General features: G+C 70.0%; 23 protein-coding genes. 14 read left to right on the top strand and 9 right to left on the bottom strand.

The window, feature by feature from the left end; all coding sequences use genetic code 11:
* Positions 1-8 precede the first annotated feature (8 nt).
* The gene (locus E1181_RS05705) at positions 9-1,163 is read left to right on the top strand and encodes an epoxide hydrolase family protein (protein ID WP_132672835.1); all 1,155 of its coding nucleotides are present in this window, start codon (positions 9-11) and stop codon (positions 1,161-1,163) included.
* A 32-nt stretch (positions 1,164-1,195) separates the two neighbouring features.
* On the opposite strand, the gene E1181_RS05710 is transcribed toward E1181_RS05705, so the two are convergent.
* The 4 genes from E1181_RS05710 to E1181_RS05725 are packed head-to-tail and all read right to left on the bottom strand — an operon-like array spanning position 1,196 to position 4,268.
* Positions 1,196-2,005, bottom strand: coding sequence for an MBL fold metallo-hydrolase (locus E1181_RS05710; RefSeq protein ID WP_132672836.1), 810 nt, complete (start codon positions 2,003-2,005; stop codon positions 1,196-1,198).
* Positions 2,006-2,021: 16 nt separating this feature from the next.
* Positions 2,022-2,321, bottom strand: coding sequence for a MoaD/ThiS family protein (locus tag E1181_RS05715; RefSeq protein WP_132672837.1), 300 nt, complete (start codon positions 2,319-2,321; stop codon positions 2,022-2,024).
* Entirely contained in the window at positions 2,318-3,433 is a 1,116-nt protein-coding gene (locus E1181_RS05720) for a WD40/YVTN/BNR-like repeat-containing protein (RefSeq protein WP_132672838.1), read from the bottom strand. The genes E1181_RS05715 and E1181_RS05720 overlap by 4 nt, the downstream gene beginning before the upstream one ends.
* 37 nt (positions 3,434-3,470) lie before the next feature.
* On the bottom strand, positions 3,471-4,268 hold the full coding sequence (locus E1181_RS05725; protein WP_132672839.1) for a helix-turn-helix domain-containing protein: 798 nt from the start codon (positions 4,266-4,268) through the stop codon (positions 3,471-3,473).
* Positions 4,269-4,477: 209 nt separating this feature from the next.
* Between E1181_RS05725 and E1181_RS05730 the strand changes: the two genes are divergently transcribed.
* The 5 genes from E1181_RS05730 to E1181_RS05750 all read left to right on the top strand — a co-directional run bounded on the left by E1181_RS05730 (position 4,478) and on the right by E1181_RS05750 (position 9,569).
* A complete protein-coding gene (locus E1181_RS05730; protein WP_207922025.1) occupies positions 4,478-5,320 on the top strand; it encodes a sulfite exporter TauE/SafE family protein in 843 nt (280 codons plus the stop codon).
* Between the two features lie 217 nt (positions 5,321-5,537).
* Entirely contained in the window at positions 5,538-5,711 is a 174-nt protein-coding gene (locus E1181_RS31725) for a hypothetical protein (RefSeq protein ID WP_207922026.1), read from the top strand.
* A 1,237-nt stretch (positions 5,712-6,948) separates the two neighbouring features.
* Positions 6,949-8,130 carry an MFS transporter gene (locus tag E1181_RS05740; RefSeq protein ID WP_235876424.1) on the top strand — a complete coding sequence of 394 codons (1,182 nt, stop codon included), beginning with the start codon at positions 6,949-6,951 and terminating at the stop codon, positions 8,128-8,130.
* Positions 8,127-8,681: a nuclear transport factor 2 family protein gene (locus tag E1181_RS05745; RefSeq protein WP_132672841.1), complete on the top strand. Its 555-nt coding sequence runs from the start codon at positions 8,127-8,129 to the stop codon at positions 8,679-8,681. The genes E1181_RS05740 and E1181_RS05745 overlap by 4 nt, the downstream gene beginning before the upstream one ends.
* 366 nt (positions 8,682-9,047) lie before the next feature.
* Entirely contained in the window at positions 9,048-9,569 is a 522-nt protein-coding gene (locus tag E1181_RS05750) for a response regulator transcription factor (RefSeq protein ID WP_268952433.1), read from the top strand.
* Here E1181_RS05750 and E1181_RS05755 read toward each other — a convergent pair.
* Genes E1181_RS05755 through E1181_RS05770 form a run of 4 tightly spaced genes read right to left on the bottom strand, consistent with a single transcriptional unit; the run spans position 9,566 to position 13,160 of the window.
* Positions 9,566-10,795 carry an amidase gene (locus E1181_RS05755; protein ID WP_207922027.1) on the bottom strand — a complete coding sequence of 410 codons (1,230 nt, stop codon included), beginning with the start codon at positions 10,793-10,795 and terminating at the stop codon, positions 9,566-9,568. The genes E1181_RS05750 and E1181_RS05755 overlap by 4 nt on opposite strands.
* A complete protein-coding gene (locus E1181_RS05760) occupies positions 10,792-11,055 on the bottom strand; it encodes a hypothetical protein (RefSeq protein ID WP_235876427.1) in 264 nt (87 codons plus the stop codon). The genes E1181_RS05755 and E1181_RS05760 overlap by 4 nt, the downstream gene beginning before the upstream one ends.
* Complete coding sequence (locus E1181_RS05765) at positions 11,048-11,551, bottom strand: flavin reductase (protein ID WP_132672843.1); 504 nt, start codon at positions 11,549-11,551, stop codon at positions 11,048-11,050. Before E1181_RS05765 ends, E1181_RS05760 begins: the two co-directional genes overlap by 8 nt.
* Before the next feature lie 31 nt (positions 11,552-11,582).
* Positions 11,583-13,160 (bottom strand): PAS domain-containing sensor histidine kinase, encoded by a 1,578-nt coding sequence (locus tag E1181_RS05770; RefSeq protein WP_132672844.1) that lies wholly within the window; start codon positions 13,158-13,160, stop codon positions 11,583-11,585.
* A gap of 311 nt (positions 13,161-13,471) precedes the next feature.
* On the opposite strand from E1181_RS05770, the gene E1181_RS05775 reads away from it, so the two are divergent.
* The 8 genes from E1181_RS05775 (at position 13,472) to E1181_RS05810 (ending at position 19,336) form a co-directional block, all read left to right on the top strand.
* A complete protein-coding gene (locus tag E1181_RS05775; protein WP_132672845.1) occupies positions 13,472-14,605 on the top strand; it encodes an acyl-CoA dehydrogenase family protein in 1,134 nt (377 codons plus the stop codon).
* Between the two features lie 24 nt (positions 14,606-14,629).
* Positions 14,630-14,995 carry a hypothetical protein gene (locus E1181_RS05780; RefSeq protein WP_132672846.1) on the top strand — a complete coding sequence of 122 codons (366 nt, stop codon included), beginning with the start codon at positions 14,630-14,632 and terminating at the stop codon, positions 14,993-14,995.
* A 9-nt stretch (positions 14,996-15,004) separates the two neighbouring features.
* Positions 15,005-16,303, top strand: coding sequence for an aromatic ring-hydroxylating oxygenase subunit alpha (locus tag E1181_RS05785; protein ID WP_132672847.1), 1,299 nt, complete (start codon positions 15,005-15,007; stop codon positions 16,301-16,303).
* The gene (locus E1181_RS05790) at positions 16,296-16,805 is read left to right on the top strand and encodes an aromatic-ring-hydroxylating dioxygenase subunit beta (RefSeq protein WP_132672848.1); all 510 of its coding nucleotides are present in this window, start codon (positions 16,296-16,298) and stop codon (positions 16,803-16,805) included. The genes E1181_RS05785 and E1181_RS05790 overlap by 8 nt, the downstream gene beginning before the upstream one ends.
* Positions 16,802-17,536: an SDR family NAD(P)-dependent oxidoreductase gene (locus E1181_RS05795; RefSeq protein WP_132672849.1), complete on the top strand. Its 735-nt coding sequence runs from the start codon at positions 16,802-16,804 to the stop codon at positions 17,534-17,536. Before E1181_RS05790 ends, E1181_RS05795 begins: the two co-directional genes overlap by 4 nt.
* Before the next feature lie 115 nt (positions 17,537-17,651).
* Positions 17,652-18,227 (top strand): hypothetical protein, encoded by a 576-nt coding sequence (locus tag E1181_RS05800; RefSeq protein ID WP_132672850.1) that lies wholly within the window; start codon positions 17,652-17,654, stop codon positions 18,225-18,227.
* Positions 18,224-18,805 carry a class F sortase gene (locus tag E1181_RS05805; protein WP_132672851.1) on the top strand — a complete coding sequence of 194 codons (582 nt, stop codon included), beginning with the start codon at positions 18,224-18,226 and terminating at the stop codon, positions 18,803-18,805. The genes E1181_RS05800 and E1181_RS05805 overlap by 4 nt, the downstream gene beginning before the upstream one ends.
* 66 nt (positions 18,806-18,871) lie before the next feature.
* Entirely contained in the window at positions 18,872-19,336 is a 465-nt protein-coding gene (locus E1181_RS05810; protein WP_132672852.1) for an SRPBCC family protein, read from the top strand.
* A gap of 196 nt (positions 19,337-19,532) precedes the next feature.
* On the opposite strand, the gene argS is transcribed toward E1181_RS05810, so the two are convergent.
* Entirely contained in the window at positions 19,533-21,308 is a 1,776-nt protein-coding gene (argS, locus tag E1181_RS05815; RefSeq protein WP_328590849.1) for an arginine--tRNA ligase, read from the bottom strand.
* Between the last annotated feature and the right edge of the window lie 150 nt (positions 21,309-21,458).

Genomic DNA, 21,458 nt, shown 5'->3' on the forward strand with positions numbered 1-21,458 from the left:
AGGTCCTCATGCCCCGTCCCACCAGCGACGTGCAGGCGTTCGAAGCCCGCGCGACCGATGCCGATCTCGACGATCTGCGCGCGCGATTGGCAGCTGCTCGGTTACCGGAGGAGGAGACGACCTCTCGCCGCTGGGAGCAGGGCGTTCCGCTCGCCGATCTCGTCGACGTCGTGCACCACTGGCGCACCGGGTACGAGTGGCGGTCGTTCGAGGAGCGCCTGAACCGCATCGGCCAGTTCCGCACCACCATCGAGGGCCTGGGAATCCACTTCCTGCACCGCCGATCCGCTCGCGCGGACGCCACCCCTCTGATCGTGACGCACGGCTGGCCGGGCAGCATCGCCGAGTTCGTCGACGTGGTGGACGAGCTGGCAGATCCGAAAGAGGGTGATGCGCCGGCGTTCCACGTCGTCGTCCCGTCGCTGCCAGGCTTCGGTTACAGCGACAAACCGACCACCACCGGGTGGGGAACCGAGAAGATCGCCGCCGCGTGGGTCGAACTGATGGGGAGGCTCGGTTACGACGAGTTCGCAGCCCACGGCGGCGACTGGGGCGGCAACATCACCACGGTTCTCGGCGGCAGGTTCCCGGCGCACGTCCTGGGCATCCACACGACCTTCGCGGAGGGACCGCCCGGGTTGACGACGGACGGGCTTTCGGCGACCGAGCGCAGGTGGGCCGAGGAAACCCGCCACTTCTGGCTCCACCGCGCGGCCTACGCGAAGCAGCAGGCGACCCGGCCGCAGACCATCGGCTACTCGCTCGTCGACTCGCCGGTCGGGCTTCTCGCCTGGATCCTCGACAAGTTCGCCGAGTGGTCGGACACCGAGGACAGCCCGTTCGAAACCATCCCCGTGGAGCGGGTTCTCGACGACGTCACCCTGTACTGGCTGACGCGGACCGGCGCATCGGCGGCCCGCATCTACTACGAGAGCCACAACTCCCTCGACCCCGAGCTCCGGGTCGACGTCCCGTCAGCGATCACCACGTACCCGCGCGACGTCGAGAAGTGCCCGCGCCCGTGGGCGCAGCAGCGGTACCGTCGGATCGTCCGCTGGAGGTCACCCGAGGCCGGCGGGCACTTCCCGTCGCTGGAAGTTCCCGAGCTCTTCGTCGAGGACCTGCGAGGAGGGCTCGCCGCAGTGCTGGCCGCTGATCGGTGACCGCGGCCGGGCGCCGGTTCCGTCGAGGAGCGTCAGCTCACACCGCGCGCGTGGCTGTCGAAGCCGATGGGGTCGTGCGCGGAGATGACGTCGATCTCGCCCGCGAGGTCGCGGAGCCGGTTCTGGTTGTTCAGCCGCGCGCGGTTGTCCACCGCCATCGCGCGCTGGAACGCGCGCAGCGCGGGCGGGCAGTGCGGTGGCTCCGACATCTCCCCCTGCCAGAAGTACGCGTCACCGGCGTGCAGCAACCACCGCGCGCCCGCGTTCACGGCGACGCCGATGTGGCCGGTGGTGTGGCCGCCGAGCGGGACGAGCAGGATCTCCTCGGGCAGCCCGTCGAGTTCGCGCACCGCCTCGAACCCGAACCAGTCCTGCCCGGACCGGTCCTCGTGCACGGCCCAGTCGGGACCGTGCGCCCACTGCGCCTTGCGGTAGCGCATGTCCGAACTTCCGGTGGCAGCGCGCAGTTCGGGGCCGTGGACGTGCACCTTGGCCTGCGGGAAGTCCCGCAGGCCGCCCGCGTGGTCGAGGTCGAGGTGGGTGAGCACGACGTGCCGCACGTCGGCCGAGTCGAACCCGAGCCGCCTCACCTGCGCGACAGCGGTGCTCGCCGGATCCAGCTGCGGGTTCATCATCAACCGGAACGCCTTCGGCAGCGAGGTCCGCGCCGGGTCGGAGTCCGCACTGCCGAAACCGCTGTCGACCAGCACCAATCCGCTCTCGGTCTCGATCAGCAGGCAGTGGCACACCATCCGGGCCCGGCGCAGCACCGAGCCCTCGCCGTCGATCAACCGGCCGCCGAAGGGCCTCATCGGACCGCAATCCAGGTGATGAACCAGCATTCCACCACCCTAGCGATCAGCCGCCGGCCATCGCTCCGATGATCATGTAGGGCTCCTTGCCGACCGCGACCTCCTCGGGCAGCGGGTCGTCGAGCGGCTCGTTGGACAGGTCCTGCTCGCAGGCGAAGAACCTGATGAACGCCCGCCGCTTCTTGGTGTCGTGATCGCGGACCGTGCCGCGCAGCGCCGGGTAACGGGCCTCCAGGGCGTCGAGCACGAGCCGCTGCGTCGGGACGCCGTCGACCTCGACGACCACCTCGTGCTCGGGGATCTTCGCCAGCGTGCGCAGGTGCGCGGGAAGCAGGATGCGGATCATGGCAGCGTCTGCACCTCCACCGACAGGACCGAGGGCAGGTTGTTGACGATGGGTCGCCAGGTGTCGCCGGAGTCGGGCGAGACGTAGACGTCGCCGCCGGTGGTGCCGAAGTAGATCCCGCAGTCGTCCAGCTCGTCGACGGCCATGGCGTCGCGCAGGACGTTGACGTAGCAGTTCTCCTGCGGGAGGCCGTTGGTCAGCGGTTCCCACTCGTTTCCACCGACGCGGCTGCGGTACACGCGCAGCTTGCCCTCCGGCGGGAAGTGCTGCTCGTCGCTGAGGATCGGCACCACGTAGACGGTGTCGGGCTCGTGGGCGTGCACGTCGATCGGGAACCCGAAGTCGCTGGGCAGGTCGCCGCTGATCTCGTACCAGGACTCGCCCGCGTCGTCGCTGCGCATCACGTCCCAGTGCTTCTGCATGAACAGCACGTCGGGCCGGTCGCGGTGCAGGGCGAGGCGGTGCACGCAGTGGCCGACGTCGGCGTCCGGGTCCGGGATCTGGCCGGACTGCAGGCCCTTGTTGATCGGCCGCCAGGACTTGCCGCCGTCGTCGGTGCGGAACGCGCCCGCCGCCGAGATCGCGATGTAGAACCGGTCGGGGTTGTTCGGCGCCTGGATGATCGTGTGCAGGCACATGCCGCCGGCTCCCGGCTGCCAGTTCGGCGCCGATTCGTGCTCGCGCAGCGCGGGCAGCTCGTGCCAGCTGCGGCCGGCGTCGGTGGTGCGGAACAGCGCCGCATCCTCGACGCCCGCGTAGAGGGTGTCCGGGTCGGTGGCCGAGGGCTCCAGGTGCCAGACGCGGGTGAACTCCCACGGCCTCGGCGTCCCGTCGTACCAGAGGTGCGTGCCGGGCGTTCCGTCGTAGGAGAAGTGGTTGTCGACCGGTTCCCAGCTCCGACCGCCGTCGTCGGAGCGCTGGATCTGCTGCCCGAACCAGCCCATGGACTGCGAGGCGAACAAGCGGTCGGGATCGACCCTGGAGGCTTTGAGGTGGTAGAGCTCCCAGCCGCCGAAGTGCGGACCGTCGACTTCCCACGACTCGCGCTTGCCGTCGGCGGTGAGGATGAACGCTCCCTTGCGGGTGCCGACGAGAACTCGGACACGACTCATGAGTGGCTCCCTGCGCTGGTCAAGGCTGGTGTCAAGCTCAAGGTAGGCCCGCTGCGAGGGGTTGTCTTCTCCGATCTTGCGCAATCGGAGCGGCCAGCGGCGGCAGCGCCACCAGCACCGGGGCCGACCACGGAGGCACGACCCGCAAGGTGATCTCGCGGTGCTCCGGAGGTCGGGCGGGGCCGATGACCAGCGGTGCGGGTGAGCCACCGACGACGTTCCAGCCGGGGACCAGCTGCTGGGCGTGGTCGGCCCGGGCGGAGAAGGCGGTCGCCAGCACCCAGTAGGTCCCCCGCGGGATCCCGGTGAGCGCGAAGCGCCCCTGCTCGTCCAGCAGCGCCCCGACGATCGGAACGCCGCGCGGGCTGCGCTGCGCAAACAGGCCCACGTAGATGGCGGCGGCGCCCCCGAGCGCGATGCGCGCCGAGAGGTCGAGGTGGACCTCGCCGGTGACCACACCGCCCGAGTCGTCGTCACCGGGCACCAGCACCGGGCGCGGCGGTGCGTCGCTGAGCAGGTCGGGCAGCCTGCGGAAGTTCACCGGGGACAGGCCGATCTCGGCTCTGAAGCGGCGGGTGAACGTTCCGACCGAGCTGAAGCCGACAGCGCAGCAGATGTCGATGACGCGTTCGTCGGTCTCCAGCAGCAGCCGCTTGGCCCGCTGGAAGCGGTGCGCGGCCAGGAACCTCCCGGGCGGCTGGCCGTGGGCGCGCTCGAACGCGCGGGCGAGGTGGAACGGGCTGTAGCCGACGTGGTCGGCGACGTCGGCCAGGGTGATCGGCTCCCCGGCATGACCCGCGATGAACCGCGCGGCCTCGACTGCGACGTCCGGCATCTCCGCCTACCCCCGATCGGCCCCTTCCCCGGCTACGAGCGCGACGGTACCGCCCAGACCCGACAATCCGGATCCGAAACCGGGCCGCGGTGATCTTGAGACCGATTGGGTGATGCGAGAACGCGGAGAGCAGCGCGACAACCGCACGTGCCAGCCGTCCCGGCCAGCCGCAGCGCTAGCAGGAGGAACGTAGTGTTCGCTCCGTGACTGTGGCTGACGAAGGCGGCGACAGCCGGGCGCGAACCCGGGCAGGCACCGGAGGTGCTGGCGTTCGCAAGTCGTTGACCTGGTCGTTCACGACTGGCGCGGGTATCGGCGTGCTCGGCGGGATGATCGGGCTGGGTGGCGCGGAGTTCCGGTTACCGCTGTTGATCGGCGTCTTCGGGTTCATCGCGCTGCAGGCGGTGATCCTCAACAAGGCGATGAGCCTGATCGTGGTCCTCACCGCGTTGCCGGCCCGTTTGCTGTCGGTGCCCTACGCGGATGTCGCCGCCGAGTGGTCCGTGATCGTGAACCTGCTCGGCGGAACCCTGATCGGAGCGTGGGTGGGTGCCACGTGGGCGACGAAGATGCGCTCAGCCACGCTGCACCGCGTGCTGGCGGCACTGCTGGTCCTGATCGCGGCGGCCCTGGCATGGAGCCATTTCGGGAGTGCCGGCCCACTGGATCTGCCACCGGTGACTCGCGCAGTCGCGGGAGTCATCGCCGGGCTGGCGATCGGCGTCGTCGCCGCGCTGATGGGCGTGGCCGGCGGGGAGCTGCTGATCCCGACGATCGTGCTGCTGTTCGCCATCGACATCAAGACCGCCGGGAGCATCTCCCTGGCCGTCTCGCTGCCGACGATGCTGGTCGCCTTCACCCGATACAGTCGCGACAAAAGCTTTCACGTGCTCCGCGGCAATGCGAGATTCGTCGCCGCGATGTCGGCCGGATCGATCACCGGCACCGTGCTCGGCGGACTGCTGCTCGGCGCAGCGCCCGCCGCGGTACTGATCCCACTGCTCGTCGCCTTGCTGCTGCTCTCCTCGGTCAAGGTCTGGCGACATCAGTAGCGCCCACCCCACCGCCGACACCGATGCTCGAACCACTGGGTTGACAGAAGGATGGGGATTCCCGATGTGGAGCGCATCCTCAACGCTCTCGAGGTCCCCGAACGCGCAATCCGCTGCTGAGGAGTTCGCGCGAGCTCGGGAGCAGCACCGGAAGTGCGGGTCTGGTGAGCTGGATTCGAGATCGGGTTGAGATTCGGTTGGGCTAGGGTGAGCCGGTTTGATCTTGAGTTCGGGTGTGGACGTGCGGAAGCTGGTGCGGCGGGTCCGGTCTTGGTCCGATTACGCGTGGTACCTGGCGGTGCGCGAGTGGCCGCTGCTGGTCGTGGCGCTGGGCGTGCTGCTCGGTGCGGTCGTGGTGCTGCCGGTCGCGGTGGGGTCGTGCTGGCGCTGATCGCGCTGGTGCTGGGCGTGATCATGCTGACCGGTGATCTGCGCGGGCTGCACCGCCGCTGGTCGGGTCATGAGTTCACCCGCGCCGAGGAGCCGTTCCCGCACGTCGAGATCGGTGTTCCGGCCTCCTACCCCGCCGCCGTCTACAGCCACCTGCCCGGTGTCGGGACGGCGCTGCTCAGCGACGAGATCGACCGCGCCGTGCAGGAACGCCGCTTCGCGGTGCGGATCGCCGAGCAGGCGTACCGGCCGGCACCCGAGATGCGCACCACCGCGCCCCACCTGCCGACCCTGCACTCCTCGGCCCGGCCGCTGTTCAACGGTCCCGTGGTGGGTCTGCGCTCCGACCCGCTGCCCGGCAGCGGTGACGCCGAGGTGCGGCTGCACCGGACGCGCTACTTCGACTTCCAGGTCTCCAACGAGCTGTGCGGGATGCGGATCACCGACCGGGAGACCGGCGCGGAGTTCGATCCGCGGCGGAGGTTGCTGACCGACACCGCGGGCCGGTTGCGGGGCCTCGACGCCGGTGAGCTCGCCGACGTCGTGGGGGTGTCGACGCTGGCGTTCACCACCGACGGGCTGCTGCTGATCGTCGGCGACGGCGACCCCTCGGGCAGCGGTTCGCTGGAACCGCGCGACCTGCTCACCGCCGACGGCTCGCCCCGCCGCGACCTGGCTGAGGTGCTGGTCACCGGCATGGAGCGCGAGCTGCGCGAGGAGACCGGGCTGACCGGGGGTTCCGTCGCCGGAACCGAGCTCACGGGTTTCGCGCGCTGGATGGACCGCGGCGCGAAGCCGGAGTTCTTCGGCATCACGCTCCTCTCGGTGTCCAGCAACAACATCCCCGGTTCGACGCTCGACTTCTTCGACATCGACCTGGCGACGATGAGCCGCGAGCTCCGCGCGGGCACCAACGTCCTGGAGGCGCCCAGCCTTCCGCAGCCGCTGCGGGAATCCGGCTCGCTGCCACTGCTTCTGGATCCGCGCGGCGGCGCTGCGGTAAGGGAATCCCCTAGTCCCCGGTCGGGAAATCTCCAATGGCGGCGTCTCGGGGCCGTCCCTAGCGTTGAGCGACAACGCGGACGCGTCCGTCTCCTCGACCGACAGGACTCGCCATGCCCGTGCTCAGTGAGAACGGCGCCTCGCGCGCCGGTGTCAGACGGATCGGCCTGGCCAGCGGGGTCGGTTCCACGCTGGAGTTCTACGACTTCGCCATCTACGGCACGGCCGCAGCCCTGGTGTTCGGGCAGATCTTCTTCATCAGCGGCGACGAGTGGTTCGGCTCGTTCCTGGGACTGGCGACCTTCGCCGTCGGGTTCCTGCTCACCCCGCTGGGGGCGCTGCTGTTCGGGTGGATCGGCGACCGCTACGGGCGCCGGTTCTCGCTGCAGCTGACGTTCGTGGTGATGGGGTCCTCGACGCTGCTGATGGGCGTGCTGCCGTCCTACCTGGCGATCGGCATCACCGCGCCGCTGCTGCTGATCGGACTGCGCATGCTGCACGGCCTGGCGCGCGGCGGGGAGATCGGCGGGGCCGCGGTGCTGGCCGTCGAGCACGCGCCGCCGCACCGGCGAGGGCTGTACGGGTCGTTCGCGACGATGGGCTCGCCGCTCGGGCAGCTGCTGGCCAACCTGGCGTTCGCGCTGGTGCTGCTGATGCCGATGCAGGCCGTGATCGACTGGGGCTGGCGCGTGCCGTTCCTGATCGGCGGATTCGTGCTGGCGCTCGGCGTGTGGGCGCGGCGCGGCATCGACGAGACGCCGGAGTTCGTCGCCCTCGCTCGCGGGCGCGAGGTGCCGTTGCTGGCGGTGTTCCGGGACGACTGGAGGCGGCTGCTGCTCGCCGCCGGGGTGAACCTGGGCCTCAACGCCAACATGTTCATCCTCGCGACGTTCATGCTGTCCTACGCCACGGCCGCCGAACCGCAGGGACTCGCGCTGCCCCGTCAGCCGATCGTGGTCGGCAGCATGGTCGGTCTGCTGTGCCACGCGATCACGATCGTGCTGGCCTGCTGGTTGTCGGACCGGGTGGGCCGCAAACCGGTGATGATCTCCGGCGCGGTGGGTGCGCTGGTGTACGCGCTGGTGATGTTCCGGATCGCCGACATCGGCACGCCGCTCGCGGTGGGGCTGGCGGTCATCATCGGGTTCACCATCGGTGGATTCCTGTGGGGCCCGCTGCTGACGTACTACTCGGAGCTGTTCACCGTCGAGCAGCGGCAGTCCGGCGTGGGCCTGGCGTTCCAGATCGGCAGCGTGCTCGGCGGCGGGTTCGCTCCGATGATCGCCAACCGGCTGATCGCCGCGACCGGCAGCTCGAGTTCGGTCGGCTGGTACATCGCCGCGGGTCTGCTGGTGTCCTTGCTGTGCCTGCTCCGCCTGCCCGAGACCGCGCCCGCGCGCACGAGAGGAGCCCGATGACCGAGTCGACCATCGCCGCGCTGACCAGGCGGATCGAGGTCCTGGAGGCCGAGGCGGACATCCGCCGCATCCAGGCCCGCTACATGTTCCTGTGCGACTCGCCGTGCCCGGAGTTCGCGGTGCGCGACGACGCCGAGCGCATCGACGCGATCATGGAGCTCTACGCCTCCGACGCGGTCTGGGAGGGCGTCGGCGAGCACTACGACGGCCAGTTCGGCCGCGCCGAGGGGCACGCGGCGATCCGGGCGCACTTCGAGCGGTTCTGGAGCCGGGAACGGGACCCGGCGCTGCTGCTCAACGCGCACTACCTGACCTCCGAGCAGATCCAGGTGACCGGTGATCAGGCGACCGGGCTGTGGATCCACGTGCAGCCCTGGCTGTTCGCCGACGGCAGCGGCCTCCTGCGCTCCAGCCGGCTCAACAACGCCTTCCGCCGCGAACCCGAAGGCTGGAAGATCACCCGCACGCGCACGGAGAACGTGTTCATCGCACCCCTGCCCGACCGCTTCGCCTCCGACCACCCGAACACCTCGGTGCTGCTGCGGGACTGAGGGCTGTTCGTGGATTGGTTTGCTCGGCGGTGCGGGTGGCGGAACCTGACACGTCTTCTGGCTGCGGGATCCGTTGCTGATGTATGTCCAATACACGGCGCAACGGCTGTCCTCGCCAGAAGACGTGTCAGAACCCGCGGCGGTGCGAGCTGAGTCCCACACCTGGAACAGCGGCTCCGCCGCGTCTACACCTAACGCCAACGGACCTATCCGGCCCGGGCGTTGCTGCCTAGTCTGGGACCTTCCCCTGGTTCGCCTGGAGGGACGATGACGACGCTTTCCGCGCCGGTGGTGCACATCGTCGATGACGACGAGGCGCACCGGCGGTCGCTGGTGTTCCTGCTGCAGACCGTCGGCGTTTAGGCCCTGACCTACCCGGACGCCGCCGGGTTCCTCGCCGAGTTCGACCCCGGCGAGCCCGGAGTGGTGGTCGTGGACGTCCGGATGCCGGGTCTGAGCGGCTTCCAGCTGCAGGAGGAGCTGTCCGAACGGGAGTACCCGGCGCCGGTGATCTTCTGCTCCGCGCACGGCGACATCCCGATGTCGGTGCGGGCGATGCGCCTGGGTGCGGTGGACTTCCTGGAGAAGCCCTACGAGCCGCAGCGCATGCTCGACGTCGTCCAGGACCAGCTGCGCGAGGCCGAGCAGTGCTTCACCGCCCACGCCGAGCGGCTGCGCGTGCGCGAGCGGGTCGCGTCGCTGACGCCGCGCGAGCGGGAGGTGCTGCGGCTGGTCGTGGACGGGCGGTCCAGCCAGCTCATCGCCCGCGACCTGGGCACGAGCGTGAAAACCGTTGACGTGCACCGGGCCCGCATCAAGGCCAAGACCGAATCCGAGAGCCTGGGCACCCTCGTCCGGGACCTGCTCCAGCACGGGGTGGAGGTCTAGGCCCCTTCGACTCCCCGAGCCGTTGCCAGCAAGGCGGTTTCGCCGTCGTGGTGGCCGATGAGCTGGATTCCCAGGGGCAATCCGCGCTCGTCGCGCAGACCGGTGACCACGGCCGTCGGGAGGCCGAGCGCCTGCCAGGCGCGGCTCATCACCGGATTTCCGGTCGCGTCGAGCCCGCGCGGAGCCGGTCCCTGAGCTGCGGGGCCGATGACGGCGTCGCAGGACTCGGTGAGCCGCGCCAGGCGTCGGTCGGCCTCGACGACGACTCGCCGGGCCTCGTCGTGCTCGGCGTCGGTGATGGCCGCTCCTGTGCGCAGCAGGGTGGCGAGGTGGTCGCTGAGCCGGTCGGCCGCGGCGAGTTCCTCCGCGCGTTCCCGCGCCGCTTCGTAGGCCATGACCACGGGATGGGCTTCGGTGAGTTCAGCGATGAGCTGATCCTCCGGGAAGGCGGTGACCACCGCGCCCCGGTCGGTGAGGTTCGCGCAGGTCTTCTCCAGCGCCGCGCTCATCGCGTCGTCGACGCCCAGCGCGGAGGCGTTCCAGCGCAGCAGGCGAGGTGCGCGGTTCGGGGGCGGTTCCGGGGTGCCGGTGAGCGCCGACCAGGCCAGGGCGAGGTCGTCTGCCGAGGCGGTGAACACGCCGTGCGAGTCCAGGCTCGGTGCCAGGCCCACGACGCCGTCGGTCGGGAACCTGCCGTGGCCGAGCACCAGCGAGGCGATGCCGCAGAACGCGGCGGGCCGGGTGACCGAACCTGCGGTCTGCGAACCGAGCGCGAGCGGGACCTGCCCGGACGCCACGGCTGCGGCCGATCCGCTGGACGACCCGCCCGGGGTGTGCTCCGGCGCGGCAGGGTTGCGAGTGGGCCCCGGGGAGAAGAACGCGAACTCGGTGGTCACGGTCTTGCCGATCGGCGTTGCCCCAGCTGCCCGCCACGCCCGCACGATCGCGGCGTCGGCGGTCGCGGCTGGCGCGTCGGCGCGGAGCGCTGAACCGCAGCGGGTGGGCGCACCTGCGAGGTCGATGATGTCCTTGACCGCCAGCGGAACTCCGCGCAGCGGGCCTTCCGCGAGAGCGGGTTCGGGCAGGTGCTCGACCCACGCCCGCAGGACGGGGTCGGTGTCGGCGATCCTGCTGCGGCTGCGCTCCAGCGCCTCGGCGGGGGTGGTGCGCCCGGCCGCCAGGTCGGTGATCAGCTCGCGCAGCGACCACGGGTTCCACGTCGTCACGGTCGCCCCCACTCGGCGTCGGCGACCCAGTAGTCCATGCCGGAGGCGCTGACGCCGTGCCGCCACGGCGAGGTGCGGCGCAGCAGCGGCTCGACCTCGGCGGTGGCGGCGTCGGCGGCCTCCGGGCCGTCGGCGTGGACCAGCCAGTGCACCCACTCGACCTCCCGGCCGGAGGCGTCGTGCACGAACAGGTCGACGTGCCGCCAGCCGTAGCCGTGGGTGTCGTTGTAGCAGGTCAGCGTCATGTTTCGGTCATCCACGATGTGCTCCCGCGAGGCTGTGGAACTCCCGCTGGAAGTACACCAGAGCGCCGCTGCCGGAGCGCGTGATCACCCGCTCGACCTCGACGAACATCACCGAGTGCGACCCCTGCGCGCGCACCTGGCCGAGGTGCCCGATGACCGAGGCGGCGGCGTCGCGCAGCACGGGCACCTCCGCGAAGTCGCAGACGACCCCGGCGAACCGCTCGTGCATCGGCAGCCCGGTCGCGCCCGCGAACCGCAGCGCCAGGTCCTGCTGGCCGGAGCCGAGGACGTTGACGCAGACCCGCTCGTTGCCCGCCAGCACGTCGTGGGCGCGGCTCGCCCGGTGCACGCACACCAGCATCGTCGGCGGTTCGTCGGTGACCGAGCAGGCCGCGCTGACCGTGATGCCTGCGCGTCCGCGCGGGCCGTCGGTGGTGACGATGTTGACCCCGGCCGAGAGGTTCGCCATCGCCGCGCGGAACTCCCGCTGGGCGGGCGTCAGATCCGCCACGGTGCCTCCTCCCCGCTGATTCCCCTCGAAACTACGTCCGCCGGCGGTCTTTCGGATATCGAGGATTCCTCGGCGCGTCCTGAAGCTTTCCCCTAGAACCCGCACCGGCGGGGGACTCCCGCGCCGAGGGCAGGGAGAACCCGAACACCGAACCGCCGCCGTCTCGCGGCCGGCACCAGATGGAGCCGTGCTGGCGGTTGATGATGCGGTAGCTGAGCGCGAGCCCGATGCCGCTGCCGTGCTCCTTGCTGGTGAACGACTCGGCGAACACGTCCTTGCGCACGCCCCGACCCCGGTCGGCGACGGTGACGGTGCCGCCTTCGTCCCGGGTTTCGGTGACCAACTCGATCCGCCGCTGCTCGGCGTCGCCCTCGACGATCTCGTCGATGGCGTTGAAGCACAGGTTGAGCACCACCTGCCCGGTCAGCACCCGCTCGCAGCGCACCAGCACCGGCTGCTCGCTCAACCGCACCTCGACCTCCACGCCGACGGCCGCGGCGCGCAGCCGCACGAAGTACAGGCATTCGTCGATCACCGCGTTGAGGTCGGCGACCTGCTCGACGTGTTCGAGGTGGCCGACGAACGACCGCAGCGCGCTGACGATCGCCGAGACCCGGTCGATCTGCCGGTTCGCGCTGTCCAGCCCGTAGGCGAGCTGCCCGGTCGTGCCCTCCGGGACCTGCCCGGAGGTCTCCAGCACCTGCGCGCGGGCGTGCACCCCGGCGATGAAGTTCGCGGCTGCGGCCAGCGGCTGGCCTAGCTCGTGGGCGATGGCCATCGCCATGTCGCCCATCGCGTTGTAGCGGGCCAGGTAGTTCTCGTGGCGCAGCTCCAGCTCGCGCCGCTCCTCGCCGCGGACCCGGGTGGAGACGTCGTGCAGGATCATCAGGAACGCGTCGACGTCGCGCAGCCGCTCCAGGCTGCCTTCCAGCGTCACCGGTTCGGCTCCCGGGATCTCCAGCCGCACCGGCTCGACGGGGTCGGCCGCCGCGGCGGCCTGCTGCCAGCTGACCTCGGTGCCGTCGCGGCGCAGCCGGGCGTGGGACTCCAGCAGCAGCCCGACGGGTGGATCCGCGTCACCCGACAGGCCGAGATGCGCCAGCGCGGTGTCGGTGGCGAAGCGGATCGCGCCGGCCGAGTCGAGCATGAACGCGACCGTCGAGGTGTGCCGTGCCAGGGCGTCGACGTAGGAGGTGGTCTGGCGCAGCTCGCGCTCTACGCGCTGCTCCCGCTCGACGTCCCGGAACTGCACCATCACCGCAGGCCCCTGGGCCAGTTCGACGCGCACTGCGATCGCTTCGGTGGGGATGATCCGGCCCGACCGGGACCGGTAGTGCCACTCGATGCGGCTCATGCCCTTCTCGACCGCCTCGTGCAGCCACGCCCGGCCGATCACCCGGTCGTACTGCTGGGCCGAGCTGCTCATGTGGTTGGCCTTGAGCGGGCGCAGCTCGGTGACGCTCCACTCCAGCAACTCGCAGGCCGCCGGGTTGGCCCACAGGATGTTCTTGGTCGCCGCGTCGTGGATCAGCACGCACAGATGGGAGGCGCGCATCATCGCGACGAAGTCGGAATCCACCAGTTCGGGCGCCTGCGAGTCGACCACCATTGGGCCAGACTAGGTTCTGTCGAAGTGGCGGAGCCACTTTCTCCTTCTGGTGACCACTCTCGACGCTCGCACCGCCGGGGGTTCTGAGCGGCTTCGTGGCGAGCACGCCGCGACGCCGTGTATTGGACATACTTCAGGAGTGGCGCGCGGAGTCCACGGAGCCGCTCAGGTTCCCCCACCCGCACCGCCACGCAGGTGGACTTCGATGTAAGAACTGAAGGATTCCCCTACCCGGTACCTGGGCAATCCCGATGTCGCACTTCGTGGCCGCTGCTTAGCGTCGGATCGCAACCGGACGACAGGAGCGTGCCATGCCCCAGGGATTCGCCGGCGACGCGGCGTGGGAGGCCGTGCTGGCCGAGCTCACCGAGCGCCGCGAGGAGTTCCACGCGCAGTCCTACGTGCCTCCCGACTTCGTCGCGCGTCTCAAGGAGCTCGGCCTGTTCCGCGCGTCCACCCCGGCGAGGTTCGGCGGTGAGCCGATGCCGCCGCCGGAGTTCCTGCGCGCTGTCGAGCGCATCGCGTCGGTGGACGGGTCGACCGGGTGGGTGGCCGGTTTCGGCTCGGCCGGGACGTATCTGGCGTGCCTGCCGCTGGACACCCAGGCCGAGCTCTACGCCGACGGGCCCGACGTGGTGTACGGGGGCGCGATGTTCCCGGTCAACCCGGTCACCCCGACCGAGCGCGGTTACCTGGTCAAGGGGCGGTGGCGGTTCGCCAGCGGCTGCATGGCCGCCGATGTCCTCAGCGTCGGCATCCCCGGGGACGCCGACGGCGACAACCGGCCGCGGGCGGCGATGCTGCGGCCCGAGCAGGTCGAGATCGTGCAGGACTGGGACGTCTCGGGGATGCGCGCGTCGGGCTCCTTCGACGTGGTCGTCGACGACGTCGAGGTGCCGCGCGAGTGGACGTTCATCCGAGGTGGCGGGGCGTGCGTGGACGAACCGCTCTACCGCTACCCCACCATCGGCTACCAGGCGCAGGTGCACGCCGCGGTGGGGCTCGGGGTGGCGCGGGCCGCGCTGGACTTCGCCTCCCGGGCCGGTTCCCGCACCGGTGTCACCGGAGCTCCCCCGCTGGCCGACCGCGCCTACTACCGCACCGGGTACGCCCAGGCCGTGGCCTCGATGCGCTCGGCGAGGGCGTTCTACTACGAGGTCGCCGAGGAGGTCTGGGACGCGGTGGCCTCCGGCGGCGAGGTCAGCGACGAGCACAACGCGCTGGTCCGGCTCTCGGCGACCCACCTGGCCGCGACGGCGGCGCAGGTCGTGCACGAGGTGTGCGGTTTCTCCGGGACCTCCACCATCGACAACTCCCACCCGCTGCAGCGCATGCGCCAGGACTCGCAGGTGCCCGCGCTGCATGCGTTCCTGATGCCCTCGATGTACGACGCCGCGGGCGCCGTGCTGCTGGGCAGGCCGCCGACCGTCCCCGGATTCCGCTGATCCCGCCACGACACAGGAGTTGCCATGGCCAATCCGCCACTGCGCGTGCTGTTCTGCATCGGCATCAACCAGAACTTCTTCGACCTCCCGCGCGACGGGGTCACCGCCGGCGACGTGTGGACGGCCTTCGTCGAGATGATGGACGGCATCAAGGCGCTGCCCGGGGTCGACTTCATCGGCGACATCGACGACGACAGCCACCTGGTCGGGCCGTCCGATTCGTGGCCGTGGACCTGCTACCTGCTGGCCGACGTCGACACCCAGGAGACCGTCAAGGCCGCCTGCAACCTCTTCCGGACAGTCCAGGTCGGACGGTCGGACTGGAAGCTGTGGAAGTACGCCAAGATCGAGGCCCGGATCGGCCGGGCGCTCACGCCGCGCGAGTACTGAGGTGACCCGATGCACTCCGAGATCACCGCGAGCAACGTCCACGACCTCGCGCCCGCCGACCTCGTCGCACCCGACCGGGTCGCGGGCCGGATCTACACCGACCCGGAGATCTTCGAGCTGGAGATGACCCGGATCTTCGAGCGGACCTGGGTGTGGGTCGCCCACGACAGCGAACTGCCCGAGCCGGGCACCTTCAAGTCGACCCACGTCGGCAGGCAGCCGGTCATCGTCACCCGGGACCGGCACGGCGTCCTCCGCACGATGCTCAACCGCTGCCGCCACCGGGGCGCGAGCGTGTGCGAGCGCAAGACCGGTCGCGCCAACGGTTTCACCTGCCCGTACCACGCGTGGTCGTACGGCCTGGACGGCTCGCTGCGCGGACTGCCCTACCCCGACGGCTACAACGGGGTGATGGACCGCAGCGGCATGGGCCTCAAGCGGCTGCGCACCGAGTCCTACGGCGGGATGGTCTTCGCGACCTTCGCCGACGACGCCGAACCGCTCGCCGAGTTCCTGGGCGATGCGCGGACGTGGATCGACCGGTTCATGAAGCAGGGCGGCGGATATCCGGTGAAAGTGCTGGGCACGCACCGGTTCCGGTTCAGCGGCAACTGGAAGATCCAGCTGGAGAACACCACCGACGGCTACCACTTCCCGATCGTGCACCGGTCCTGGATGGCCTCGGTGGACGCCGAGACGGCCACCATGATGAGCTTCATGACCGATCCCGCGGCCATCACGCACGACCTCGGCAACGGGCACTCGGTCATGCAGATGGTGCCCGAGCACTCCGACCTCGACGCCGACGACGGCACCGAGAAGCTCCAGGACCGCTTCGCCGGCCTCATCTCCCAGCTGGAGTCGGCGGGCGTCGAGCAGGCCGAGATCCGGCGGCTCGTACGGGCGATGCACGGAACCGGGTTCAACCTCAACCTGTTCCCGAACGTGTCGATGTCGATCTCGTTCTTCCGGGTGCTGCGCCCGATCAGCGTGGGCGAGACCGAGATCGAGCACATCGCGATCGGCCCGGACGGGCCGCCGGAGATCACCGGCCCGGTCAACCGGGAGCGGCTGCGCGCTCACGAGCACTTCCAGGGCCCGTTCGGCTTCGGCACGCCCGACGACGCCGAGGGCTGGGACCGCGTGCAGCGCGGCACCGCCGGCGCCCCGGAGATGCCGATCATGGTCAACCGCGGGCTGGGGCGCGAGAAGCCCTCGCCGGAGGGCTGGCCGACCTCACACGTCACCGACGAGACCGGCATGCGCGCCGCCTACGAGAAGTGGAAGCAGGTGATGGGCGATGACTGATCTGCGGACCCCGACGGCGCTCGGCGACGTGCGCGTGTCGCGCGCGATCGAGCTGGTGTGGCGGGAGGCGGACCTGCTCGACCGCAAGGACTACGTCACCTGGCAGGAGCTCTACGCCGACGACGGCGTCTACGTCATCCCGATCGACCGCGACGCCGAGGAGTTCGACGACGTCCTCAACATGGTCTACGACGACCGCCGGATGCGGCGGCTGCGGGTGAACCGGATGACCGAGGGCTACGCGATCGCCGCCGTCGACTCGGCGATCACGGTGCGCACGGTCTCCCGCTTCGTGACCACCGAGGTCTCCGACTCCCAGGTGTCGTTGCGCGCCGCGCAGGTGCTGGTCGCCTACAAGCGCGGCACCCACGACCTGTGGGCCGCCGACGTCGACTACACCGTCCGGCTGGGCACCGAGCCTGCCGAGGACACCATCGCGCGCAAGGTGATCCGGCTGGTCAACAGCGAGGACGCGGTGCCGGCGGCAGGATTCCTGCTATGACCGCCGTGGTCACCGGAGGCGCCAACGGGTTGGGCCGGGCCATCGCCCGGCGCCTGCACGCGGAGGGGCAGGCCGTGGCGGTCGCCGACGTCGACGGCACCGCGGCGGTGGAGCTGGCCACCGCGCTGGACCCCAGCGGCGAGACCGCGCGCGGGTACTCCGCCGACGTGGCCGACCGCGCCGCGCTCACCGGCCTCCTGGACTCGGTGCTCGCCGACTTCGGGCCGGTGCGGGTGCTGGTGAACAACGCGGCCCGCACCCGGGCGACACCGCTGTTCGAGATCACCCCGGTGGAGCTGGAATCGGTGATGGCCGTCAACTTCACCGGGACCTTCAACGCCTGCCAGATCTTCGGCGCCCACATGGCCGAGCAGGGCTACGGGCGGATCGTGAACATGGCCTCGCTGGCCGGGCAGAACGGCGGCACGGCCACGGGCGGCCACTACGCGTCGTCGAAGGGCGCGGTCATGTCGGCCACGAAGGTCTTCGCCCGCGAGCTCGCCGCCCGGGGCGTGACGGTCAACGCCGTCTCCCCCGGCCCGCAGGACTCCCCGATGGTCCGCGACATCGTCGGCGAGCAGAACCTGGAGGCGTTCCAGCGCACCATCCCGGTGGGACGCCTCGGCGACCCGGCGTTCGTCGCCGACGTGGTCGCCCTGCTCGCCTCGCCGGGAGCCCACTCGGTCACCGGTGCGTGCTGGGACGTCAACGGAGGCCTGTTCATGCGGTGAGCGGGGCCGGACATCTCGGTTGGGTAACGCGGCCAACCTTTCCCGGCCACCGGCGTTTCTCCCACATCACCCCGAGGCGATCCGCCTGATCGGGGCTTGGTGAAGGAGAAACATCATGCGCACGCCCACTTTCAGCACGCTCGCGCTGCTGGGCCTGACCGCGGCCCTGGCGGCTGCGCCGGTGGCGCTGGCCGAAACGTCCGCGACCGAACCGACGACGACGGAACCGACCACGACGGAGCCCTCCGAGCCGGGCTACCCGCCGCCGTCGCCGTTCATCCACATCACCGGTGACGGCCGGCCGCAGCCCGGTGACGACATCGGGGTCGTGGTCGGGTGCCCGTTCGAGCCGCGCGAGGCCCATTCGCCCGTGCTCGACATCGGCGCCTACGAGCAGGTGGAGACGCCTTCGGGCATCAACACCTACGTGGCACCCGCGACCATCCACCCCAAGACCGTGCCCGGCCGCTACCCGGTCACCGCGTGGTGCGGTCGAGGACAGCACCTGAAGTGGACGTTCACCGTCTTTCCGCCCGACGCCGAGGACGACAGCGACGAGGCGACCGCGCCGTCCGGGAGCAGCGGCGCGGAGCCGCGGCAGGTGACCCGGATCCCGAAGGGCGCTCCCGAGACCGGTGGTGGCCCGGAGAGCGTCGATCCGGCCTGGTTCCACGCTGCGGTGAGCCGGTGAGCCGACTCCGCGCGGTGCTGCTCGCAGCGCTGATCGGGTCGCTCGCCGGCTGCGGTGGGGCCGCCGTGGAGGGCCCCACCGCACCTCCGGCACCGATCACGCGGGCGGGCATCGCGCTTCCCGCCTCCGACCCGGTGGAACTGCGCATCCCCGCCATCGACGCCACCTCGACGCTGATCCCGTTGGGGCTGAACGCCGACGACACCGTCGAGGTGCCGCCGGTGGAGACGCCGATGCAGGCGGGGTGGTTCCGATTCGGGCCGACACCGGGGCAGCTCGGCCCGGCGGTGATCCTCGGGCACGTCGACGGCGGCGGCCACGACGGGATCTTCGCCCGGCTCCACGAGATCCAGCCCGAAGACGAGGTGATCGTGACCCGCCGAGACGGCCGCACCGCGACGTTCACCATCACCCGCGTCGCGCAGGTGCCCAAGACCGAGTTCCCGGCCCAGGAGGTCTACGGCAACAGCGATGCCGCGGAGCTGCGGTTGATCACCTGCGGCGGATCGTTCGACGCGGAGCGCGACAGCTACCGCGACAACGTCATCGCCTTCGCCACGCTGACCGCGAGTGCGTGACCGCAGGCTCTTGTCCCCCGCGCCCGGCGTCGCTTAGCGTTCCACCGGGCGCGAGGGAGGAGCGACGTGGGTGCAGCGGATCGGGACATGCGGGCGGAAGTGCTCATCGACGCACGCCCGGAGCACGTCTGGCAGCTGCTGACGCGGACCAGCACCCACGCGGACGCCAGCCCGGAGCTCGTGGCGATGCTGCCGCTCAAGCCCGGCGGGTTCCGCCGCGGGCAGTGGTACCTCGGCCTGAACCGGCGCAAGGCTGCGGTGTGGCCGACCCGCAACGTCGTGACGGTCTTCGAACCGCAGCGGCGGCTGGCGTGGGACACCACGACCAGCGGCGCCCGCTGGACCTTCGAGCTCGAACCGACCGACTCCGGAACCCGGCTGGTCCAGCACCGGGTCCTCACCCGGACGCTGCCGAAGATCAGCACCGCGTTCGCCACCCTCGCGCTCGGCGGCGAATCCGAGCACGCCGACGAGCTCGAAGCCGGAATGCTGGAGACGCTCCGCCGCATCAAGGCGGCGGCCGAGTCCTAGGCGCCTCGCCAAGGTTGTGAGCGTGTCGGCTGATGGTGGCTGCGCGGGTTCGCTGCTGGAGGTGGTGCGGCACGCCAACTTGGGGTGTTCGTGCGGGAGTTGAGCCCGGATCAGGCACAGCGCTCGGTGAAGATCACGAAAACTGCGCTGGGCGAGTTTCTCCTGATCTGCGAGACGACAGGTAGCGGAGCGTCGTTCACATCCGCTCTGGTGCTGTGATCCCCAGCAGGTCGAGCCCCTGCGCGAGCGTTCGCGCGGTCAGTTCGCACAACGCGAGCCGACTTGCGCGAACCTCGTCGCTGTCGGCCTTCAGGACCGGGCATGCTTCGTAGAACTCGGAGAACGCCCGGGCCAGCCCGTACAGGTACCCCGCGAGTCGGTGTGGTTCGAGCGTCTTCGCGACGACCTCGAGGGTGTCGGCGAACTCATCGATCAGCAGTGACAGCGCCCGCTCCTGCGGTTCCAAGGCAAGGCCCGCGTCGAACCTGGCTTCACCAGCACCGGTGTCGGCGGCCTTGCGCTGGATCGACTTGATGCGGGTGTGCATGTACTGGAGGTAGACGCCGGTCGCTCCGTTGAACGAGACCATGCGGTCGACATCGAAGGCGTAGTCCTTGGTCCGCACGGTCGACAGCTCCGCGTACTTCACCGCACCCACGCTCGCCGTCTCGGCGATGTCTTCGAGATCCGCAGCGCTGATGTCAGGCTCTTTCTCCGTGACGATCTCCCATGCCCTGCGCAGGGCATCGTCGAGGAGGTCGGAGAGCTTGACCGTGCCACCTGAACGGGTCTTGAACGGCTTGCCGTCGCTGCCCAGCACCGTGCCGAACTGCACGTGCTCCACGTCCTGGCCGGTCAGCCAACCGGCTCGCCGCGCGACTCGGAAGATCATGTCGAAGTGCTGCGCCTGGCGGGCATCCACGACGTACAACGCTCGGGTCGCCTTCAAGTCCTGCAGGCGGTACCGGATCGTCGCCAAGTCCGTCGCGCCGTAGCCGTAGCCACCGTCTCGCTTGCGGACCAGCAGCGGAACCCGGTCGCCGCTCGGCCCGAGGATGTCGTCGAAGAAGACCACCAGAGCACCATCGCTCTCCTCGACGATGCTCTTCCTCTGCAACTCCTCAACGACATCATCGAGCAGCGGGTTGTACCGGGATTCTCCCGCCAGATCGTTCTCGTTGAGGAGCACTCCGAGTCGGTCGTAGATCTTCTGGAACGCAGCCGCCGACTCCTCGACGATGTCGTGCCACGCAGTGACGGTCTCCTCATCACCGCTCTGCAGCGCTACCACCCGACGCTGCGCGCGCTCCTTGAACGCCTCGTCAGCATCGAACTCCGCCCGCGCGGCTCGGTAGAGCGCATCCAGCGCCGACGTCGCGTCTTCATGACCGTCCTGGTCGACCTCGCTGTTGCGCCAGCTCTCCTCGGGGTGCTCGAAGATGTACTGGATCAGCATTCCGAACTGCGTGCCCCAGTCCCCGACATGGTTCTGCCGGATGACCTCTGCCCCGAGAAAGCCGAGGACACGAACGAGAGCATCCCCGATCAGGGTCGACCGGAGGTGCCCGACGTGCATCTCCTTGGCGATGTTGGGCGCCGAGTAATCGACCGTGACGACCTGGTCGCGTTGACCTTCTTCGACGCCCAGCTTCGCTTGCTCAGAGCGCTGCACGAGCTGATTCACGATCGCCGCATCGGCCAAGGTGATGTTGAGAAAGCCAGGACCCGACAGCTCCACGCTCTTCATCCAGGGCACTTCGGCCAGCTTTGACCGCAACTGCCCAGCGAGATCATGCGGCTTCCGGCCTGCTCTTCTGGCGATGGAAAGCGCGATGTTCGACTGAAAGTCGGCATGGCCCGATCGGCGCACCAAGGGGTCCTGATCGGCGAGTTCTGTCGGCAACGCTGCGGCCATGGCCTCAGACACCGCCTGCTCCACCTCAGATGCCAATGAGCGCACTTGCTCTCCCACGTCGCAACCGTTCGCGCACTTGAGGACGTTCGTCAGCCCTGCTCATAGTGTGCCGGACCTCGTACGCCGGCAGTTCAGGGCCTCCGGCAACCCACCTGACGAATCCGCGGACGCCCTCGGTGCTGATGGCGCACGGAGTCCGCGAATCCG

The sequence above is a fragment of the Saccharopolyspora terrae genome (genome assembly GCF_004348435.1).
Taxonomy (GTDB): domain Bacteria; phylum Actinomycetota; class Actinomycetes; order Mycobacteriales; family Pseudonocardiaceae; genus Saccharopolyspora; species Saccharopolyspora endophytica.

What these genes read in the sequence shown, in the direction of transcription:
- E1181_RS05720 (WP_132672838.1), bottom strand. Translation starts at nt 3,433, where the DNA reads ATGAGTCGTGTCCGAGTTCTCGTCGGCACCCGCAAGGGAGCGTTCATC.
- E1181_RS05800 (WP_132672850.1), top strand. Translation starts at nt 17,652, where the DNA reads ATGCGCACGCCCACTTTCAGCACGCTCGCGCTGCTGGGCCTGACCGCG.
- E1181_RS05790 (WP_132672848.1), top strand. Translation starts at nt 16,296, where the DNA reads ATGACTGATCTGCGGACCCCGACGGCGCTCGGCGACGTGCGCGTGTCG.
- E1181_RS05725 (WP_132672839.1), bottom strand. Translation starts at nt 4,268, where the DNA reads ATGCCGGACGTCGCAGTCGAGGCCGCGCGGTTCATCGCGGGTCATGCC.
- E1181_RS05770 (WP_132672844.1), bottom strand. Translation starts at nt 13,160, where the DNA reads ATGGTGGTCGACTCGCAGGCGCCCGAACTGGTGGATTCCGACTTCGTC.
- E1181_RS05710 (WP_132672836.1), bottom strand. Translation starts at nt 2,005, where the DNA reads ATGCTGGTTCATCACCTGGATTGCGGTCCGATGAGGCCCTTCGGCGGC.
- E1181_RS05715 (WP_132672837.1), bottom strand. Translation starts at nt 2,321, where the DNA reads ATGATCCGCATCCTGCTTCCCGCGCACCTGCGCACGCTGGCGAAGATC.
- E1181_RS05780 (WP_132672846.1), top strand. Translation starts at nt 14,630, where the DNA reads ATGGCCAATCCGCCACTGCGCGTGCTGTTCTGCATCGGCATCAACCAG.
- E1181_RS05795 (WP_132672849.1), top strand. Translation starts at nt 16,802, where the DNA reads ATGACCGCCGTGGTCACCGGAGGCGCCAACGGGTTGGGCCGGGCCATC.
- E1181_RS05785 (WP_132672847.1), top strand. Translation starts at nt 15,005, where the DNA reads ATGCACTCCGAGATCACCGCGAGCAACGTCCACGACCTCGCGCCCGCC.
- E1181_RS05745 (WP_132672841.1), top strand. Translation starts at nt 8,127, where the DNA reads ATGACCGAGTCGACCATCGCCGCGCTGACCAGGCGGATCGAGGTCCTG.
- E1181_RS05705 (WP_132672835.1), top strand. Translation starts at nt 9, where the DNA reads ATGCCCCGTCCCACCAGCGACGTGCAGGCGTTCGAAGCCCGCGCGACC.
- E1181_RS05775 (WP_132672845.1), top strand. Translation starts at nt 13,472, where the DNA reads ATGCCCCAGGGATTCGCCGGCGACGCGGCGTGGGAGGCCGTGCTGGCC.